This is a genomic window from Halopseudomonas sp., from assembly GCF_036960865.1.
Classification (GTDB): Bacteria; Pseudomonadota; Gammaproteobacteria; order Pseudomonadales; family Pseudomonadaceae; genus Halopseudomonas.
In genome coordinates this window covers 373,233-391,329 of sequence record NZ_JBALWE010000003.1, presented here as the reverse complement: position 1 = coordinate 391,329, position 18,097 = coordinate 373,233, and the positions used below count along the sequence as shown (strand labels likewise).

13 protein-coding genes are annotated in these 18,097 nt (G+C 61.7%); 5 read left to right on the top strand and 8 right to left on the bottom strand.

Going from position 1 to position 18,097, the window contains the following annotated elements; translation table 11 throughout:
• Positions 1-14 precede the first annotated feature (14 nt).
• Both V7747_RS06320 and V7747_RS06315 read right to left on the bottom strand, forming a co-directional pair.
• Positions 15-2,855 (bottom strand): class I adenylate cyclase, encoded by a 2,841-nt coding sequence (locus V7747_RS06320; protein WP_335615203.1) that lies wholly within the window; start codon positions 2,853-2,855, stop codon positions 15-17.
• 10 nt (positions 2,856-2,865) lie between these two features.
• The gene (locus V7747_RS06315) at positions 2,866-3,108 is read right to left on the bottom strand and encodes a TIGR02647 family protein (protein WP_092286409.1); all 243 of its coding nucleotides are present in this window, start codon (positions 3,106-3,108) and stop codon (positions 2,866-2,868) included.
• A 180-nt stretch (positions 3,109-3,288) separates the two neighbouring features.
• On the opposite strand from V7747_RS06315, the gene V7747_RS06310 reads away from it, so the two are divergent.
• Together V7747_RS06310 and V7747_RS06305 are read left to right on the top strand one after the other, a co-directional pair.
• Complete coding sequence (locus V7747_RS06310) at positions 3,289-3,948, top strand: glutathione S-transferase family protein (RefSeq protein ID WP_335615202.1); 660 nt, start codon at positions 3,289-3,291, stop codon at positions 3,946-3,948.
• 117 nt (positions 3,949-4,065) lie between these two features.
• Complete coding sequence (locus V7747_RS06305; protein ID WP_335615201.1) at positions 4,066-5,070, top strand: adenosine deaminase; 1,005 nt, start codon at positions 4,066-4,068, stop codon at positions 5,068-5,070.
• Between the two features lie 637 nt (positions 5,071-5,707).
• On the opposite strand, the gene V7747_RS06300 is transcribed toward V7747_RS06305, so the two are convergent.
• The 5 genes from V7747_RS06300 to V7747_RS06280 all read right to left on the bottom strand — a co-directional run bounded on the left by V7747_RS06300 (position 5,708) and on the right by V7747_RS06280 (position 12,097).
• Positions 5,708-7,615: a beta-ketoacyl synthase gene (locus V7747_RS06300; protein ID WP_335615200.1), complete on the bottom strand. Its 1,908-nt coding sequence runs from the start codon at positions 7,613-7,615 to the stop codon at positions 5,708-5,710.
• Positions 7,616-7,956: 341 nt separating this feature from the next.
• The gene (locus V7747_RS06295) at positions 7,957-8,700 is read right to left on the bottom strand and encodes a substrate-binding periplasmic protein (protein WP_335615199.1); all 744 of its coding nucleotides are present in this window, start codon (positions 8,698-8,700) and stop codon (positions 7,957-7,959) included.
• An 83-nt stretch (positions 8,701-8,783) separates the two neighbouring features.
• Entirely contained in the window at positions 8,784-9,152 is a 369-nt protein-coding gene (locus tag V7747_RS06290; protein ID WP_335615198.1) for a cupin domain-containing protein, read from the bottom strand.
• A gap of 57 nt (positions 9,153-9,209) precedes the next feature.
• A complete protein-coding gene (locus tag V7747_RS06285) occupies positions 9,210-10,703 on the bottom strand; it encodes a CoA-acylating methylmalonate-semialdehyde dehydrogenase (protein WP_335615197.1) in 1,494 nt (497 codons plus the stop codon).
• 62 nt (positions 10,704-10,765) lie between these two features.
• Complete coding sequence (locus V7747_RS06280; protein ID WP_442909188.1) at positions 10,766-12,097, bottom strand: aspartate aminotransferase family protein; 1,332 nt, start codon at positions 12,095-12,097, stop codon at positions 10,766-10,768.
• Positions 12,098-12,358: 261 nt separating this feature from the next.
• On the opposite strand from V7747_RS06280, the gene V7747_RS06275 reads away from it, so the two are divergent.
• The gene (locus tag V7747_RS06275; protein ID WP_335615195.1) at positions 12,359-13,858 is read left to right on the top strand and encodes an aldehyde dehydrogenase; all 1,500 of its coding nucleotides are present in this window, start codon (positions 12,359-12,361) and stop codon (positions 13,856-13,858) included.
• 122 nt (positions 13,859-13,980) lie between these two features.
• Positions 13,981-15,147 (top strand): MFS transporter, encoded by a 1,167-nt coding sequence (locus V7747_RS06270; protein ID WP_335615194.1) that lies wholly within the window; start codon positions 13,981-13,983, stop codon positions 15,145-15,147.
• Here V7747_RS06270 and V7747_RS06265 read toward each other — a convergent pair.
• Positions 15,144-17,213 carry a TonB-dependent receptor family protein gene (locus tag V7747_RS06265; RefSeq protein WP_335615193.1) on the bottom strand — a complete coding sequence of 690 codons (2,070 nt, stop codon included), beginning with the start codon at positions 17,211-17,213 and terminating at the stop codon, positions 15,144-15,146. The two genes, V7747_RS06270 and V7747_RS06265, sit on opposite strands and share 4 nt — an antisense overlap.
• Positions 17,214-17,558: 345 nt before the next feature.
• Between V7747_RS06265 and V7747_RS06260 the strand changes: the two genes are divergently transcribed.
• Entirely contained in the window at positions 17,559-18,020 is a 462-nt protein-coding gene (locus V7747_RS06260) for a MarR family winged helix-turn-helix transcriptional regulator (protein ID WP_335615192.1), read from the top strand.
• Positions 18,021-18,097 lie beyond the last annotated feature (77 nt).

The window sequence follows — 18,097 nt, the reverse complement described above, 5'->3', positions numbered from 1 at the left end:
AGCTCATTGGGGCTCTACCGCAACGCCCCCATCGCCTCATTCAACGCCCCCTCCAACTGCTGCCGATAACGCAAATACTGCGCTGTCTGCATGCGCTCGCCCGGGTCGATGGCGGAGAGGTCGAGGTCGGTGATGTAGCAGGGGTAGGGTTCCTGGCTTTGGCGTTGGCTAAGGATGTGTTTGGCGACTTCGGTGTACAGCCGTGGGCCGTGCTCCAGTTCTGAGAACTCGCGGTGGTCGCAGAAGATGGTGACGTTGAAGCTGCGTTTTCCGCCGGGTTCGGCGATCGCCTGCACGGGGTAGAAGTCGGGGCTGAGGCCCGCGCGTGGCAGGGGTTTGGCTTCCAGTCGCAGCGGGTTGCCGTCTTGCGCGGGCAGGATTGCGTAGAGCTGAATGTCGCCTTCCCATTGGCTGTGCTCCAGGCTTTCCTTGACCTGTCGGCGCAGGCGGATGCCATTCAGAAAGCGCAGCAGCGGGAGCAGCATGGTCTGTTCGTCACGGTAGCTTTGCTGATGCGTCCAGAGGGCGCCACGCTCATCGAGCAGGCTGATTTCGACTTGCCATTGCGGTTTGAGGCGGTAGAACAGCTGGATGCGGCCGGGTTGGTCATGTTGCAGTATCAGCGCCAGGTCTTGCCCTTGCAGTGCGTAGGCGTCCAGCGCCAGTTTGCTGTGGCGCGGGCGGGAGCGGCCCAGATGGCGCAGCAGCGCGTCACGGTCTTCCAGCTCCAGCATGTTGATCTGCTCATCGCGCCACTCCAGCACGCGATACGCGTTCTGCACTTGTACCAGAAAGCGCTCCGGCGGCGTGGCCAGCAAATGCCGTGCCGCCTCGCGGAACAGGCCTTCGACGCGCTCGGAGATGGAGCTGGAGCGGTTGCGGCAGAAGCAGCGCACCTCCAGCTCTGGCAGCCGCTGGTGCACGCGACCCTGATTGAGGTAGTCGCACAGCGCCTGCATACAGGCCTGCTCGCCGTCGTAGTGGGTAACCAGTAGCTCGTTCCAGCTGTTCAGCGATACCTGGTCAATGCTGAGAATAAGGTTGTCGCGCAGGCCCGAGTAGCCGAGCGCGTCGGTATGGCTGCTGATCAGGTGCTGGTTTTTCTGGCTGCTGCCGGGCAGCGGGTCCAGGCCGATGTTCACGAGCAAGAGTACCTGGCAGGGTTCGCTGGCGCGTGAGAGGGCGGTTTCAGTCAGGGCTGGCAGGGGGAGCGGAAACTGCTGCTGTAGGCTGAGCAGCAAATTACTCAGTTCAAATTCGCTTAGTGCACTGTCTCCAGGGAATAACGCAAAACGGGTAGCGCTGTCGATCAAGCCGTTACGGTATCCCCAGGCCAGCAGCTCCATTAAATGGCGGGAGCGTTTGAGGGGCGGCTGGTCGCTCAGCTCGCTAGCGGATAGCGAGCCCGAGTAGAGGTTCCAGTAGGCTTCGCCAGGCTCATTGGCGGGCGCCTGGGCAAGGGTCAGCAGGTCCTCACTAAGATCGGGGCTGATGCCGGGGTTGATGAACTCGATCTTGCCTGCCTTGCGCTCGAAAGCGGCGTACAGTCTCCGGCCCAGCAGAGAAAGGTCTCGGCTGGTGACCTGGTTGATCACACCCTGGCTACGGCCAAAATGCGAGAGCAGTCGGTAACTGTGGGTCAGCTCGTTGACCAGTTTGCGGCGCTCGTTGCTGACCTCGCGGATGCGCCATTCCTGGCGGCTGTCCATCTGCTGCAGCTGGCGCGGGCCCCAGTGCCATTCGCGCACCAGCTTTTCCATCAGGTTGCGCTTCCAGTCGAGCAGGCCGCTGCGTTTACTCAGACGCACATTGGCCTTGATGTACAAGCAGCGGCGCACCAGTTCAAGTCGTTCCGGCTCATTACGGCTGAGCAGGTAGCGTTCGAGGCGGCGGTACAGCATTACATAAGGGTCCAGCTCGTCGGCATCCAGCACGCCCTGATAGACCGCCGCCTTGAACTCCAGACTGAGGCAGCGTACCTGCGGGTGCTCGCTGGAGTAGAGCTCGGTGAGCATCAGCTTGAGCACCGACTTGTAGGGCGAGTCTATGCCCTTGTACAGCTGCCAGAGCCCGGCGCCGACAAACTCGCCAGCGGGTATGCCGGCCACGTGGCCGAGATCGAGGCTTTCATGCTCGCGGATGAAGCGCTTGCTGAGCAAGCGCTCGGTGTAGCTGGCGTAACCTTCTTCTTCATATTCCGGTACCAGCCACCACAATGGATAACGACCGCCGAGCAAGATCGCGGTGCGGTAAAACTCATCCAGCAGCAGGTAGTGCTGAGTGCTACCGCAGTCCTCCACGCTGAGGGCATTGTCGCGGTTACCGCGGCTGAAGCTGGCAGGGTTCACCAGGTGAAAGTGGGCTTCGCAGCCCTGGGTGGCTGCCCAGTCGGTAATCAGCTGGCATTTGCTGGCCAGCTCGGCGAGCGCATGGGGTGGCAGGTCGGGTTGATGGCAGACCCAGATATCCAGGTCGCTTTGTTCTGATTGGGCAATGGTGCCGCCGCTGCCCATCAGATACAGGCCGAGTATCTCCGGTACAAAGCCGGCGGGATGGCGGCGATACTGATAACTGCGGGTTAGTGCCTGTGCGCTCTGCAGGGCGGCGGTTTCGGCCTCGTACCCGGCCAGGCCGTGGGGCGTGGTGCGAGAAACGAAGCCAGGCAGCAGGTGGTAGTTGACGTCAAACAGCAAAGGGATCAACTGCAGCACGTTGTACTGGCGCGTAGGCAGCGCCTGCAACACTCGGCGCAGGCGGGTCTGATTGAGGGCCATGAAGCGCTTGCGCAGGGTGCTTAGCGCCTTGCGATCAATGCCCTCGTCGATCAGTGGGTGAATTTCACCTGCCTGCGCCATGGGTTGCCCTTTACGCCGGGTCTGCGCGCAGTATGGTTAGCAGCGCCTGGCTGTGCTCGGCGGCGTCCAGGCCCAGGCTGGTCAGATAACCGCCGTCCTGCTGGGTCACCAGACCTTGGCGGAACAGACGCTCAGCGGCGGCCACCGTAGCCGGGTCGGCGTCGTGCTGATGGATTTTCAGCCCTTCCTTCGAGTTGGCCAGGTTGAACTGGCATAGCAGGTTGATTTCAGCGATTTCATCGGGTGTCAGCATCGGGGCGTTACCTCTTGTTGGAATGGCGTGCGGTCCAGAGACAGTAAAGCCGAGATCAGCCTGTGGTGCCGGGTGATCTCTTGCGCCCCATTCATTGTCATGATGGCGCTGGATATTCTGCTCAGGCAGCGTTACAAGAGTGCAGCATTTCACACCCGCAGGACAATGGAGAACAACAAGATGATCAAACTTCACGGCTTTGCCGTCAGCAATTACTTCAACATGGTCAAGCTGGCACTGCTGGAGAAGGGTGCCGATTTCGAGATGGTCAACGTTCACGGTAGCCAGGATGAGGCTTTTCTGGCCATCAGCCCGCGCGGCAAGGTACCGGTGCTGGAGACCGACAAGGGCTTTCTCAACGAAACCAATGTGATCCTCGAATACATCGAAGAAACCCAGGGCGGCAAGGCACTGCTGCCGAGCGACCCTTACGAACGCGGCTATGTACGTGCGTTGACCAAGGAGATCGAACTCTACATTGAGCTACCGGCGCGCAGCTGCTACATGGAAGTGTTCTTCGGTGGCAAGGTGGATCAGGCGGTGAAGGATAAGGCCAAGGCCGATCTGCTGGCCGGCATTGCCACGCTCAAGCGTCATGCCAAGTTCGCGCCTTATGTGGCCGGCAGTGAAATGACCATTGCCGACCTGATGTTCCTGTTCAGCATCGATCTGGCCTCGGCGGTGGCGGGCAAGTTGTTCGGCATCGACCTGTTGGCCGATCTGCCGGAGGCCAAGGCGCTGCTGGCGGAGCTGGCCAAGAACCCCAACGTGCAGCAGATCGAGGCTGACAAGAACGCCGAAATGGCGGCCTTCATCGCCGCAGCCAAGGCGCGCAAGTAAGCCGGTGCCCCTTGCAATCGCCGCTCTGCAGCGGCGATTGCAGCTGTTTTGCATGGACGTGGCGGACGCACTCGCCTATCGTCGGCGCTATAGCCCTTGCCGATGAGGAAACCGCCCATGAGCTTCCCCGATAACGACTTTCTACGCCAGTTGCCCAAGGCCGAGCTGCACATGCACTTGGAAGGCAGCCTGGAGCCAGAGTTGCTGTTTCAACTGGCTGAGCGCAATGGCGTGGCGCTGCCCTATGCCAGCGTTGACGCCCTGCGCGAAGCGTATCAGTTCAGCAACCTGCAGGATTTTCTCGATATCTATTACCAGGGCGCGGGAGTGCTGCAGACCGAGCAGGACTTTTACGACCTGACCTGGGCTTACCTTGAGCGCTGCGCCGCCGATGGCGTGGTGCACGTAGAACCCTTCTTCGACCCGCAGACGCACACCGAGCGCGGCATCACCATTGCCACCCAGCTGGCCGGCATCAGCCGCGCACTGTCCGACGGCCAGGCAAAGCTGGGCATCAGCTCGCGGCTGATCCTCAGTTTTTTGCGCCACCTCAGCGAAGACGATGCCATTGCCACGCTGCAAGAGGCGCTGCCGCTGCGGGATCAGTTTGTCGCCGTGGGGCTCGACAGCTCCGAACAGGGCAATCCGCCGGACGGTTTTGTGAAGGTCTACGACATGGCGCGTGCCGAGGGTCTGCGAGCAGTGGCCCATGCCGGCGAAGAAGGCCCTGCAGACTACATTTGGCAGGCACTGGACCTGCTGCGTGTCGAGCGTATCGACCACGGCGTACGCTGTGTGGAAGACCCAGTGCTGGTCGAGCGCTTGATTGCCGAACAGACCCCGCTCACCGTCTGCCCGCTGTCCAACACCAAGCTGAAAGTCTTCGCCAAAATGCAGGATCACAACATTCTGCAGCTGCTGAAGCAGGGCGTGAAAGTGACCATCAACTCGGATGACCCGGCCTATTTTGGAGGTTATCTGCTGGCCAACTTCATTGCCGTGCGGGATGCGCTGGATATGACGCGCGAGCAAGCCGTTGCGCTGGCGCGCAATAGCATTACGGCGAGCATGTTGTCGGACGATGAAAAGGCGGGTTGGTTGGCGAAGCTGGATGGACAATAGTCTCTGTAGGCTAGACCCATATCACATGAGGGGGCGCTGATTGCCTGGGTCGTTATAACGCTCTTTTTTCGCCTGACCGGCGAGTTACTTTTCTTTGTATGGCCATCGAGCCGTAACCGAAAGAAATCCACGCGACCAGCCTGGGCCGACCAAACAGGCCTACGGCTCCCCTGCGTTACTCAGAGTTGAGCGCGCCTGCGGAACTCGTCGCTGCGCTCCTCAGACAGTCCTCGGCTCTCTCGCTCAACTCTTGCGTTACTCGGCAGCTTGGAAGGGGGCCAAGGGCATGAGATCGGTGTGGTTTTCGAGTTTGGTTGTTTTGGTCAAGATTTAAACACCAAAACCAACGTTTGCACGGCCCACCAGTTCCCATCTGAGCGCCCCCGGCAGCTTGAGCAACGCAGCGAACCCGAAGGGCCGCGCAGCTGGGTGCCCGAGGGGGTTGTTAGGGGGGATGGGCAAGCATCTCTCCCTGACTCGCCTAGAGGCGAAAGGCTGAATCAAGCCAGAAGACGTTGCCGAAGCCATGTCCGCCGAGCACTCAAGCGAACCTCGGTCTCGGTACGACGGAACTTGCGCCGACTACAAAAAAGCCCCAGCCGAAAACGGCCAGGGCTCCACTAGCGCCAACCTAACCTCAGTCCAGCATATCCTTGAACCGCTCATCCTTACGGAACGTCAGCTTCTTGCTGAACCCCGGAATACTGATGTGCGCGTCACTAATCTCGATGCCCTGCTCATCAATCATCCCCTGGCCAAAGTTGTAGATGATGTCCAGCTGGCCTTTTAGAGCGCGGGCGTCATAGGCGGCGGCGTTGGCGCGGGTCTGCTCCCGGCGCGCGCTGTAGTCGGCAAAGGCCTCTTCGCCGTAGCGCTTGGCGAGCATGCGCTCGACCACGCTGGGGGCCAGTACCAGGGCGCTGGCGTTGTTGCCGCCAAAGCCCTTGGAGTTGATAAAGGCGACTTCCAGCGGTTTGCTGTGGCGGTCAACGTCGGTGGTGCTGATCTGCAGGTGTTGCTGATGAACGTCCTCGGCCACCGCATCGATGGTCTTGATGCCGGGGATGATCTGATAGCGGAAGCTGCCCAGGGTCGCCACCAACTGGTCAGCGCTGGCACTGGCCAGCGAATGCCCGACATAGGCCTTGGCCGCGGCGACTGGCCAGTTGCTGATGCCGAAGGCGTCCGCCACGCGGTCGAGAATCTCCGACTCGGTGGTGCGGTTGGCCGGGGTACTGGAGCCGTGCGCGTGCACAAAGCTGCGCTGCTGCACGGCTTCCGGACCGACGATCTGCATGGCGGCGTACACGGCCTTGGCCATGGTCAGGTAGTTGCCGGGGCCGGGCGCGGAGATGGACTTCTTGAAACCGTCGGCATTGATGAACACGTCCGGCACTGCGCCGTGGATATCGGCGCCCAACTGCATGGCCAGTTCATCGTCCATCAATACGAAAAACTGCCCGGACTCGGCCAGAGTGAAGCCGCAGTTATGGCTGAACGGACGGCTGGCGCGGCGGAAATCAACCTCGTCCTGTCCGCCAATCTGCCGCAATCCCTCTTCGGTGGCCAGTGCACCCATGGCGCCATAGCCCTCGATGCACTCCTGGGTGATGGGCGCCTCGCCGTTACCCACCAGCACCACGCGCGCGCGGCCACTGGTGATCATGTCGCTGCCTTTCTGCAGGTTGTACAGGAAGCTGGCGCAGGCGCCGGTGATGGCGCCGGTGGTACCCACGCTGCCCAGAATGTAGGCATTGATGAAGTCGGCCGGCATGCTGTTCAGGCCCAGTGCCAGCTGCTTGGCGCTGACCCGGCCGCCCTTGAGGCGCGACTGCATCAGGCCGCCAAAGCTGTTCTCGTCCAGCTGGCTCATGGCGCTGCTGGCAAACACCGCCACTTCGTCGGGCTCGACCGCATCGGCGATGGTCTGCCAGTCGATACCCACCGAGCGCAGGGCATCGGTCGCTGAGACGATGGTCAGTTGCAGGCCGCGCGGATGAAAGCGCGAGGGATACAGCTCGCCTGGCTCCAGGCCGCTGGGCAGCTGCCCGGCAGACTTGACCGCCAGGGCGCGATAGCTGTCGACTTTGATGTCGCAGCCGTCGTAGACGGTGACCATCACCTCGGTATCATTCAGGGCTTCGACCGCCCAATCGCTGGGGAGCGGCTCAGGCAGTTGCTTGTTCAGGGTGATGAAGGAGAAGGGCTTGCCCGCTTCGCCGGTGATGGTGAGGTTTTTCTGCCAGTGGGCGGCATCTACGTCGAGATAGCGCTTTTCGATACGCCGCACCAGGGTGCCGTCGAGAATCTGCTGGCCAAAGCGGCGCTCGATGTCTTCCAGGCTGAGCGGCTGATCGTCTGCGTCCAGATAGCTGTCGTTCTCGACCTTTACCAGCTTCATCAGCACGGCCAGGCCAGCGAGGGTTTGCTGGCGCTCGGCGGCGGGCAGCGATTCGATCACCATACGGCGGAAGCCATGGTGGAATGAGCTTCGCCCGGCGGCGTTGTAGCCACCGAATCCGACTATGACGGGTAAACGCGACATCTTGCTGGCTCCTCACACGGTCCGTTCGGGGCAGTCCTGTGGGCTGCCTGGCGCTGTGCTGGGCGTTGCGCGCGGGCCGGACTGAATTACGTAATTGGGTTTGTTTGAACGTACAGGTTGACGAGGAATGTAACTCGTTGGTCACGTTTAGACCAAGTAAGTTTATGCAATCCTGCCAACTGGCGCTGCCCGCAGGGGCGGCGCGCGCCGGCTGGCTCTGAATAGCGGGTGGGTTTTGTCGAGCCTGCGCAATGCCCGCAAGAATGCACGATACAAGGGATGCACAGGACAGTGCCGAGTCCCTTGCGCTTGGTGTATCTCGCAATCAACTGTCGGGGCTGTTAGTCCGTTGGCAATGCCATCAAACGCTGCAGTTCGCCGGTAGCGCGTTGCGTGCGAACTGCTTGATCCAGTTGATCAAGCAGTTCGGGGTGCGGGTACTGGCGGGAGAGGTACCAATACATGGGTATGCTGCGAATACTGTCTGCCGCTACGCTGCCGGACGGTAGTGTCTTCAGGTGGCCCAGCAGTGGCTCGGCGTAATCCAGCAGGTATTCGGCGCGGCCATGCAGCAACATCTGCAAAGCGGCTTCATGGCTGTTGGCGTAGATTTTCAGCGTTGGCGGCTGATTCTGCGCAAGCTTTGCGTCAACATTGCCATAGCTGTAGGCGGTAATGACGATCACGCGTTTGCCGGCAAAGTCTTCAACGCTGTTGATAGCGGGCGTTCCGGGCTTGCGGTATACATTCAAATCCATTGACACCAACGCTTCATTACCCTGCCGGGCGAGCCTGGACAGACCAGGGTTGCCACCCGAAGCGATGGTCAGTGCCGCCTGTCCGCGGCTCAGTCGCAGGCCGATGCGGTTTGGCGGCATGTCTCTGATTCGGTAGGGCTGTTGCAGGTCAGCGAACAGGCGCGCGACCAGGTCGACCACCGGGCCTGTAGGCAGGCCATTTTGGTCAACCTGTATGTAGGGCGGGACATTGGCAATTACGATGTCGACCGGCGCCTCCTGCGCCTGTGCGAGACAGGGCAGCAGAGCCAGAAGCAGGCAGCAGATACGGCCCTGAAAAGGCGCCATGGGCAACTCCGGAGAAAGCGGCCGCCAAAGCTAGGGGTTGTTACTGCGCGGGTCAAGCTTTGCGCTGATGCTTCCGACGAATATCAGCTGTCGCTGTTCGGCTCGAAAATCACATACACCTTGCGGGTGGGCTGTATGGCTTCCCAAGTGCCGGTAAATCCGGCGGGAATGACAAAGCGGTCACCGGCGCGCAGGGTGCGGCTGCCGCCCTGACCGTCATGCAGCACCGACTCACCCGCGAGAATTTCGCAGTACTCGTATTCGCTGTAGCTGACCTTCCATTGGCCCGGCTCGCATTCCCAGACGCCAGCAGAGAATTGCTGATCCGGACTGCTGTAATGGTTGCGTACGTTCTGCGCCGGATCGCCCTTGATCACCTTGGCGGCGTCGGGACGGTAGTGTTCGGCCGGGGTGTCGGCGCTGGCAAAATCGATGACGTTGTTGATGCTCATGATTCGAATTCCGTGATGGCAAGCAAAAGCCCCGGCACGGTGGCCGGGGCGAGAGGGTTACTTCATGGTCGGCATGGCGAACTCGGCGCCACTGCGAATGCCGGTCGGCCAGCGTGAGGTAATCGCCTTGCGCTTGGTGTAGAAACGCACGCCGTCCGGGCCGTGCATGTGCAGTGGGCCGAACAGCGAGCGTTTCCAGCCGCCGAAGCTGTGGAAGGCCATGGGTACGGGGATCGGCACGTTGACGCCGACCATGCCCACCTGGATCTCGTTGCAGAACTGACGCGCGCAATCACCGTCGCGGGTGAAGATGGCAGTGCCGTTACCAAACTCGTGCGCGTTGATCAGTTTTACTGCACTGGCGTAGTCCGGCACGCGTACCACGCAGAGGACCGGGCCAAAAATCTCTTCCTGGTAGATCACCATGTCGCTGCTGACGTTGTCGAACAGGCAGCCGCCAATGAAGTACCCCTGCTCGTGGCCATCGACCACAACGTCACGGCCGTCTACGACCAGAGTCGCGCCTTCAGCCACACCCTGATCAACATAACCCTTGACCTTGTCGCGGTGGGCGGCAGAGACCAGTGGGCCCATTTCCATGCCGGCATCCAGACCGTTGCCAATCTTCAGCTCCTTCACCTTGGGCTCAAGCGCCGCAATCAGCTTGTCACCCACATCGCCTACGGCTACGGCAACCGAAATCGCCATGCAGCGTTCGCCGGCGCTACCGTAGGCCGCGCCCATCAGGGCGTTGACCGCCTGATCCAGGTCGGCGTCGGGCATTACCACCATGTGGTTTTTGGCGCCGCCCAAAGCTTGCACGCGCTTGCCGTGTGCGCAGCCGGTCGCATAAATGTACTCGGCAATCGGCGTAGAGCCGACAAAACTCACCGCCTGCACATCGGGGTGGGTAAGCAGCACGTCGACCGCCTCTTTGTCGCCGTTGACGACGTTGAACACGCCATCGGGCAGACCCGCTTCGGTCAGCAGCTCAGCCAGGCGCAGCGGCACGCTCGGGTCTTTTTCGGAAGGCTTCATGATGAAGGTGTTACCGCAGGCGACGGCAATGGGGAACATCCACATGGGCACCATCGCCGGGAAGTTGAACGGTGCAATACCGGCCACCACGCCGAGCGCCTGGTTCAGCGACCAGGCATCCACGCCGCCACCGACCTGCTCGCTGTGCTCACCCTTGAGCAGGTGCGGAATGCCGCAGGCAAACTCGACCACTTCCAGGCCGCGGGTCAGTTCACCCTTGGCATCGTCGAACACCTTGCCGTGTTCGCGGGTGATCAGCTCGGCCAGTTCATCGGCGTGGGCTTCCAGCAGTGCCTTGTACTTGAACAGCACGCGTGCGCGGTTCAGCGGCGTGGTCGCGGCCCAGGCGGGGAAGGCTGCCTTGGCGTGGGCGATGGCCTGCTCCACTTCGCTGGCGCTGGCCAGCGAGACTTCACCGCGCTGCTGGCCGGTGGCGGGTTCAAAGGTGGCCTGAGTGCGGGCGCTGGCGGCGCTGCGTTGGCCGTTGATGTAGTGGGTCAGTTGCAATGTCATGGGAAGTCACCAGAAGTCGAAATGAAGGCCCGGCGTGGTGCCGGGCCATGAATGGGGTTGGCTCAGGCGGTCTGCTTGATGACCTTGCCGACGATCTCGATCAGTTGATCCAGGTCCTGTTTCTCGGCGATCAGCGGCGGTGACATGGCCAGGATGTCCCCGGTGCAGCGGATCATCGCGCCCTGCCAGAAGCAGCCGTCGAACACCTCGTAGCCGCGTGCGCCGGGTGCGCCTTCGCGGCTGGCCAGATGAATGGCGCCCACCAGGCCGGTATTGCGAATGTCGATCACATTGGGCAGCCCCTTCAGGCTGTGCAGCAGCTCGGCCCAGTAGTTTTCCAGCTCGGCGGCGCGGGTCAGCAGGCCGTCGCGGGCGTAGATGTCGAGAGTCGCCAGCGCGGCGGCCGCGGCAACCGGGTGGCCCGAGTAGGTGTAGCCGTGGAAAAACTCGATGGCGCCGGCCGGGCCCTGCATAAAGGCATCATGAATGGCCTGGCTGACAAAGACCGCGCCCATGGGAATGGCGCCATTGGTCAGGCCCTTGGCGGTGGTGATGATGTCAGGCGTGACGTCCCAGCGCTGCGCTGCGAAGGGGGCGCCGACGCGGCCGTAACCGGTGATCACTTCATCGAAAATCAGCAGGATGCCGTGCTTGGCGGTGATCTCGCGCAGGCGCTTGAGATAACCCTGGGGCGGCAGGATGACCCCCGCCGAGCCGGACATGGGCTCGACAATCACCGCGGCAATGTTCTCCGCGCCATGCAGGGTCACCAGTGCTTCCAGTGCCTCGGCGCGCTCAATGCCGAACTGCGGCAGACCCTGGGTGAAGGCGTTGCGCTCCAGGTCCAGGGTGTGCGGCAGGTGATCGACGCCCGGCAGCTGCGTGCCAAATGCCTTGCGGTTGTTGACCATGCCACCCACCGAAATACCGCCGAAGCCGACACCGTGGTAGCCCAGTTCGCGGCCAATCAGGCGTGTACGAGTGCCCTGGCCAATGGCACGCTGATAGGCCAGCGCGATCTTCAGCGCGGTATCGACTGATTCTGATCCGGAGTTGGTGAAGAACACGCGGTTGAGACCGGCCGGTGACAGTTCGATCAGGCGCTCGGCTAGCTGGAACGGCAACGGGTGGCCCATCTGGAAGGTCGGGGCAAAATCCATGCTGCTGATCTGTTTGCTCACGGCTTCAGCGATTTCGCGGCGGCCGTGACCCGCGTTGCAACACCACAACCCGGAGGTGCCATCCATCACCTGCCGGCCTTCCACGTCGGTGTAGAACATGCCTTCGGCACTGGCCAGCAGGCGCGGGCGAGCCTTGAACTGGCGGTTGGCGGTGAAAGGCATCCAGAACGGATCCAGACTGAGATCCTGCTGGGCGGGCGTGGCTTGTTGCATGCTGTTCATGTGACCTTCCTGGCGGGTGCCATTGAAACGGGTGAGTGCGGGCGGCCGTGGTGGCGCTGTGCATGGGTGTTTGCAGAGTCTATGTCAAAAATAACAAACGAAAAAGAGGGTTTTGCAAAGAAATTAGCCGTCAATTGCGGGGTTGTGTGTCAAATATATTGAATTTTTTTTGGCGCCTCATTACTGTGGCCGACATTGTCCTTCCATTCAGTCGAATGCCCCGCCGCGGGGCTGCCAAGCGAGGTTATTGTCATGTCTGCATCTATCAGCCGTCAGGATTGGGAGCAGCGCGCCGCTGCCCTGCAGATTCAGGGGCAGGCCTTTGTCGCCGGCCAGTACCAGAGTGCCGCCAGCGGCGAGACCTTTGACTGTATTTCGCCGATTGACGGCCGTGTGCTGGCGCAGATCGCCAGCTGCGACCAGGCCGACGCCGAACAAGCCGTTGCCAACGCCCGTGCGGTATTTGATAGCGGCGTGTGGTCGCGCAGTGCTCCGGCCAAGCGCAAGAAAGTCATGCAGCGCTTTGCCAACCTGCTTGAGCAGCATGCCGAGGAATTGGCCCTGCTGGAAACCCTGGACATGGGCAAGCCGATCAGCGACTCGCTGGCGGTCGATATTCCCGGTGCTGCCAACGCTATCCGCTGGTCGGCCGAGGCCATCGACAAGGTGTACGACGAGGTCGCTCCTACCGCACACGATGAGCTGGGTCTGATCACCCGCGAACCCGTGGGTGTGGTGGCCGCCATCGTGCCCTGGAATTTCCCACTGCTGATGGCCAGCTGGAAGCTGGGCCCGGCGCTGGCCACCGGTAACTCGGTGGTGCTCAAACCGTCGGAAAAATCGCCGTTGACCGCCATTCGCATTGCCGCGCTGGCGCTGGAAGCCGGCCTGCCGGCCGGTGTGCTCAATGTATTGCCGGGTTACGGCCATACCGTGGGCAAGGCACTGGCACTGCACATGGATGTGGATACCATCGTGTTTACCGGTTCCACCCGCGTGGCCAAGCAACTGATGATCTATGCCGGCGAGTCGAACATGAAGCGTGTGTGGCTGGAGGCCGGCGGCAAGAGCCCGAACGTGGTGTTTGCCGACGCGCCGGATCTTGACGCTGCGGCCGAGGCTGCCGCCAGCGCCATCGCCTTCAACCAGGGTGAGGTGTGCACCGCCGGCTCGCGTCTGCTAATAGAAGCGTCGATCAAGGATGTGTTTGTGGAGAAGGTCGCTGCCGCGCTCAAGGCCAGCTGGGCACCCGGCCATCCGCTGGACCCCAACACCGCGGTCGGCGCCCTGGTGGATACCACACAGATCGACACCGTACTGCGCTACATCGAAGCGGGCCGTGAAGACGGCGCGCGCCTGGTGCTGGGCGGTAACCGCGTGATGCAGGACACCGGCGGCCTGTTTGTCGAGCCCACGGTATTTGCCGACGTAAACAACAGCATGCGCATTGCGCGTGAGGAAATCTTCGGACCGGTACTCTCGGTGATCAGTTTCAACGACTTTGATGAGGCCATGGCGATTGCCAACGACACCATCTACGGCCTGGCTGCCGCTGTATGGACGGCAGACCTGTCCAAGGCGCACCGCGCAGCCAGAGCGTTGCGCGCGGGTAGCGTGTGGGTCAACCAGTATGACGGTGGCGACATGACCGCGCCCTTTGGTGGCTTCAAGCAGTCGGGCAACGGTCGTGACAAGTCGCTGCATGCGTTCGACAAGTACACCGAACTGAAGTCGACCTGGATCAAGCTCTGATCCAGCTGCCGGCTCGCTAGCTACGAGCCGGCAAGCAGCAAGCCAGGACGTCGATCAGCCGCGCACCGCTGCGCGGCTGATTGCCGTTTGTTCGTCTGGGGCGTTTTCTCACGGATTCACGTATGAACTGGAAGGCCTACAGCATCGTCACCGCGGCGGTGGTCATCGTCGGTCTGGCGCTGGGCGTGACCCTGCCGCTGGTCTCATTGCGCCTGCACGACTGGGGTTACAGCACCTTTGCCATCGGCATCATGGCTGGCATGCCGGCGGTAGGCATTGTGCTGGGTTCCAAGCTGAGCGGTCGCCTGGCTGGGCAACTGGGCTCGGAAAATACGCTGCGGCTGGTGATGGGCTGCAGTGCAGTCTCGGTCGCGCTGCTGGCAATCTGGCCCAGTTATCCGGTCTGGCTGTTGCTGCGTCTGGTGCTGGGTATTTCGCTCACGGTCACCTTCGTCATCGGTGAAAGCTGGATCAATCAGTTGGTGCCGGACCGTCTGCGTGGTCGGCTGGTGGCGGTGTATGGCAGCGCCTTTGCCTTGAGTCAGTTGTGCGGTCCGCTGTTGCTGGGCCTGATCGGCACCCTGGATGACAGGGGGTTCTGGCTGGCCACTGGCTTGCTGATCACGGGTGTCGCCATGCTGTTCTGCGTGAACGGCGCCCCTGTGGTCGATCCGGCTGCGGCGGCTGGCCGCGGTCTGCGCCAGTTCATCCGCAAGATGCCGGCCATCGCCTGGGCCATGGTGCTGTTTGCCGGCTTTGAAACCATGACGCTGACGCTGCTGCCGGTATACTTGATACGCGAAGGCTTTGCCCAGCAGTTGGCGCTGATCATGGTCAGTACGGTGGTGGTGGGCGATGCCGTGCTGCAGGTGCCGATCGGCTGGCTGGCGGACAAGTTCTCACGCACCGCGTTGTTCAAATGCTGCGGCGTGATACTGCTGCTGAGCAGCCTGGCAATGCCGTTGGTGTTGCATACGGTGTTGATCTGGCCGGTGCTGGTGCTGTTTGGCTCCAGTGCGGGAGGGCTTTATACGCTGTCGATCATTCTCGTGGGGCAGCGTTTCCGCGACGACGCCCTGGTGCGCGCCAACGCGCACATTGCCATGCTCTGGGGGTTAGGCTGCCTGCTCGGTCCGGTGGCGACTGGCGCCGCCAGCGAGTGGCTCAACACCCATGCGCTGCCGATGATGATGGCTGTTGCCGCGCTGGTATTTGTGCTGCTGGCCTGGCGCCGAGATGCCTTTGCCGAGGTGGCCGTGCCGAGAGCTACAGGAGGCGCTTCGGCCTAACGCCAGTGGTACTGCAGGCCGATACCCACCAGCCAGTTACGCTCGGGCGCGGGTTCGTAATAGCGGGCACCGGCCCCGTTGACGATCAGGGAGCCGATATAGTCCTTGCCGGTCAGGTTGTCGATGCGCGCAAAGGGCTCCAGTGCCCAGTCACCCAGTTCATGCCGATACCCGGCACGCCAGTTGAACGCCGCATAGCCCGGTGCGCTGGCCTGATTGTCGTCGGTCGCATAGCGCTTGCTCAGGCTTTGCGCCTCCAGTGCGGTGCTGAAGCCGCCGGCCGGTGCCCAGGCAAGCTCGGCATAGACGCTGTGACGCGGCACGCCCGGTAGGTAGTTGCCGGCAAAGTCGTCGCCGTTGCCATCGGTGTATTGGTCAAATTTGGCGTCCAGATAGGTATACGCCAGGTAGGCATTCAGGTCCCAGGGCAGGCGCTGCTCCAGCGCCAGCTCAAGGCCCCGGCGGGTCGATTTGCCGGCGTTGGCGTAGGTTGAGCGGTCCGTGGTGGCTTGCTCTACGCCGGTGATGATCTCGTCGTTCACGCGGGTGTAGAAAAGCGCGGCATCAACGCGCGTATCACCTTGGCGCAGCTTGAAGCCAACCTCGGTGTTGACCGACTCGCTGGGCTGCAGCGCAAAGTTCAGCCCGCTGCCGGTTGGGCGATAGGCGAGCTCCTGAAAGGTCGGCGTTTCAAAGCCCTGCCCGGCGGCGGCATAGAGGGTGAGGTCCGGGCTCCATTGATAGCTGACGCCCAGCGCCGGCGTGGTCTGCCGGTAATCGACGCTGCCGCTGTCATCGCTGCCGTCACTGAGAAAATCATCCTCGGACTCAAACTCCACGCGACTGTGGCGCACGCCGGCGGTCAGGCTCCATTGATCAGTCAGCGCCCAGGTGCTGATCAGGTAGGCTTCTTTGCTATCGACGCGGTTGAATTCGTCGCGCTTGAGGTCGCCCTTGCGGCCGTCGTTGTTGACGAAGCCCTTGCGACCCTCGCCCTGATAGCCATAGGTGAGCCCGGCGGCGAGTTCGACCGGCACCTCGAATACCTGTGTATCGCGCTGCCAGCCCAGCTCGCCGCCGCCAAAGCGGCGATCCAGTTCGATCACCCCGCCGCCGGCAAAGGGATCATCGCCGGTGAAGGCCAGGTACTGCTCCACGTAACGTTCGCCGCCGTAGACCATCAGGGTCAGTTGGTCGTCGTTGCTCAGGCGGCGTTGGTAGTTCAGGCCTGCCTGATTGTGGCGTACGGTCTTGCGCGTGTTGTATTGCTCGGCACGAGCCACTGCTTGCTCGCGGTCCTCGCCCAGGGCGGCGGCAGACAGCCCGAGCGGGTCTTGGGTTTCCGGTTGATCCAGGCTATTGAGCAGCAGCGTCAGGCTGGACGCATCGTCGATATCCCAGCCCAGGCGCAGGTTTGCCATGTCGCGCTGCGCTTGGCTGTGGTCGCGGTAGCCGTCGGTTTCCAGCCGGGAGACGTTGGCGTTGATGCTCAAAGCGCCGTGTTGACCGCCGTACTTGAGGCGCGAGCGCCAAAGGTCGTCACTGCCGATGGCAGTGCGGCTGTCGAGGGTGGGGTGCAGCGGCGCCGCCGCGCTGTAGCCCTGAATGATGCCTCCCGAAGCATTGCCGTAGAGGGCGCTGAGCGGGCCGCGCAGCACATCGATGGATTGCAGTCCGTCAAGATCGAACAAGGCCGGCTGGCCCTGACCGTCGGGCATGGTCAAGGGAATGCCGTCCTGAATCAGGCGTACCCCGCGCACACCAAACTGTGCCCTGGCACCGAAGCCCCGTGAGGAGATTTGCACATCCTGCGCGTAGTTCTGCCGATTCAGGGCCAGCACGCCGGGAACTCGCTGCAGCGACTCCGACAGGTTTGCTCCCAAATTGAAAGGGCTGAGCGCCTGACTGTCGAGATGGCTGCTGGCCGAGGGCAATGTATCGGCCGCGTCGGCAGGGTCGGCTGCCAGAATGAATTGAGTCGGCAGCTTCAGGCTGCCGTCAGCCGCGAGCGTGTGGCTGGCGCAGCAGAGGAAGAAAACGCTGGTGAATACGGGGTTTCGGGTCATGTGTCCTGGCTTGTTGTTGTGGCGTTGAGCGGCTTTATGCAGGGCAGTCTAGCAGTGCGGCGGCGGCCACAGAAAGCCGCAGCTGGGGACGGAAAGCACACCAGTTTATGCCCTCACTGCGCAGGAAGATGGACGGGCGGTCAGGTTTCTGCTGGAAAATTGCTTTGAAGTAAAAATAAAAATCGTGGCATACTGGCCGCATTCGGGTGTTTTTAATGCGCTTTTCGCCGTGATAGCGGCCGCGCAGCAGTGTTGCACAAAAAGCATCTAGTTATTACTGTAATATTTAGACTTTATGGCAAAATGCCGGCTGTTTTTTGCGCTGGCCCGGAGTTGTATATGCACATGATGCACGACCTATATCTGGCACTGCGCCGCCTGCAGCGCGCCAGCGAGATTCACGCCAAGCGGTTGGGCCGTCATAGCGGTCTGACGCCTATTCAGCTGCTGATCCTTCACAGCATCAAGGCCATGGGTGAAAGTACCTTGGGCGATCTTGCCAAGCAGGTCAGCGTGTCTCAGGCCACCCTGAGTACTATTATCGACCGCCTGGAAAACCGCGAGCTGCTGCAGCGTATTCGCAGTAAAAGCGATAAGCGCAAGGTCCATTTGGCGCTCAGCGACAAGGGCGCGGCGGTGATTCAGGCCGAGCCGGCCTTGTTGCCGTCGGCTTTTCTGGATCGCTTTGGCAAGTTGGCCGACTGGGAGCAATTGATGCTGCTAGCCAGTCTGCAGCGCGTTGCCGGTTTGCTCGAAGAAGGGCAAACAACTCCGGCTGAACTCTTTGAAGGCGAAACAGCAGCCTGATTGCGTTCCCTGACCCGCGTGCTCGTGGGTCAGGCGCTCTAGTTTTCGCCGTGTACTCTGCCGGCCGTCCTCCCTGT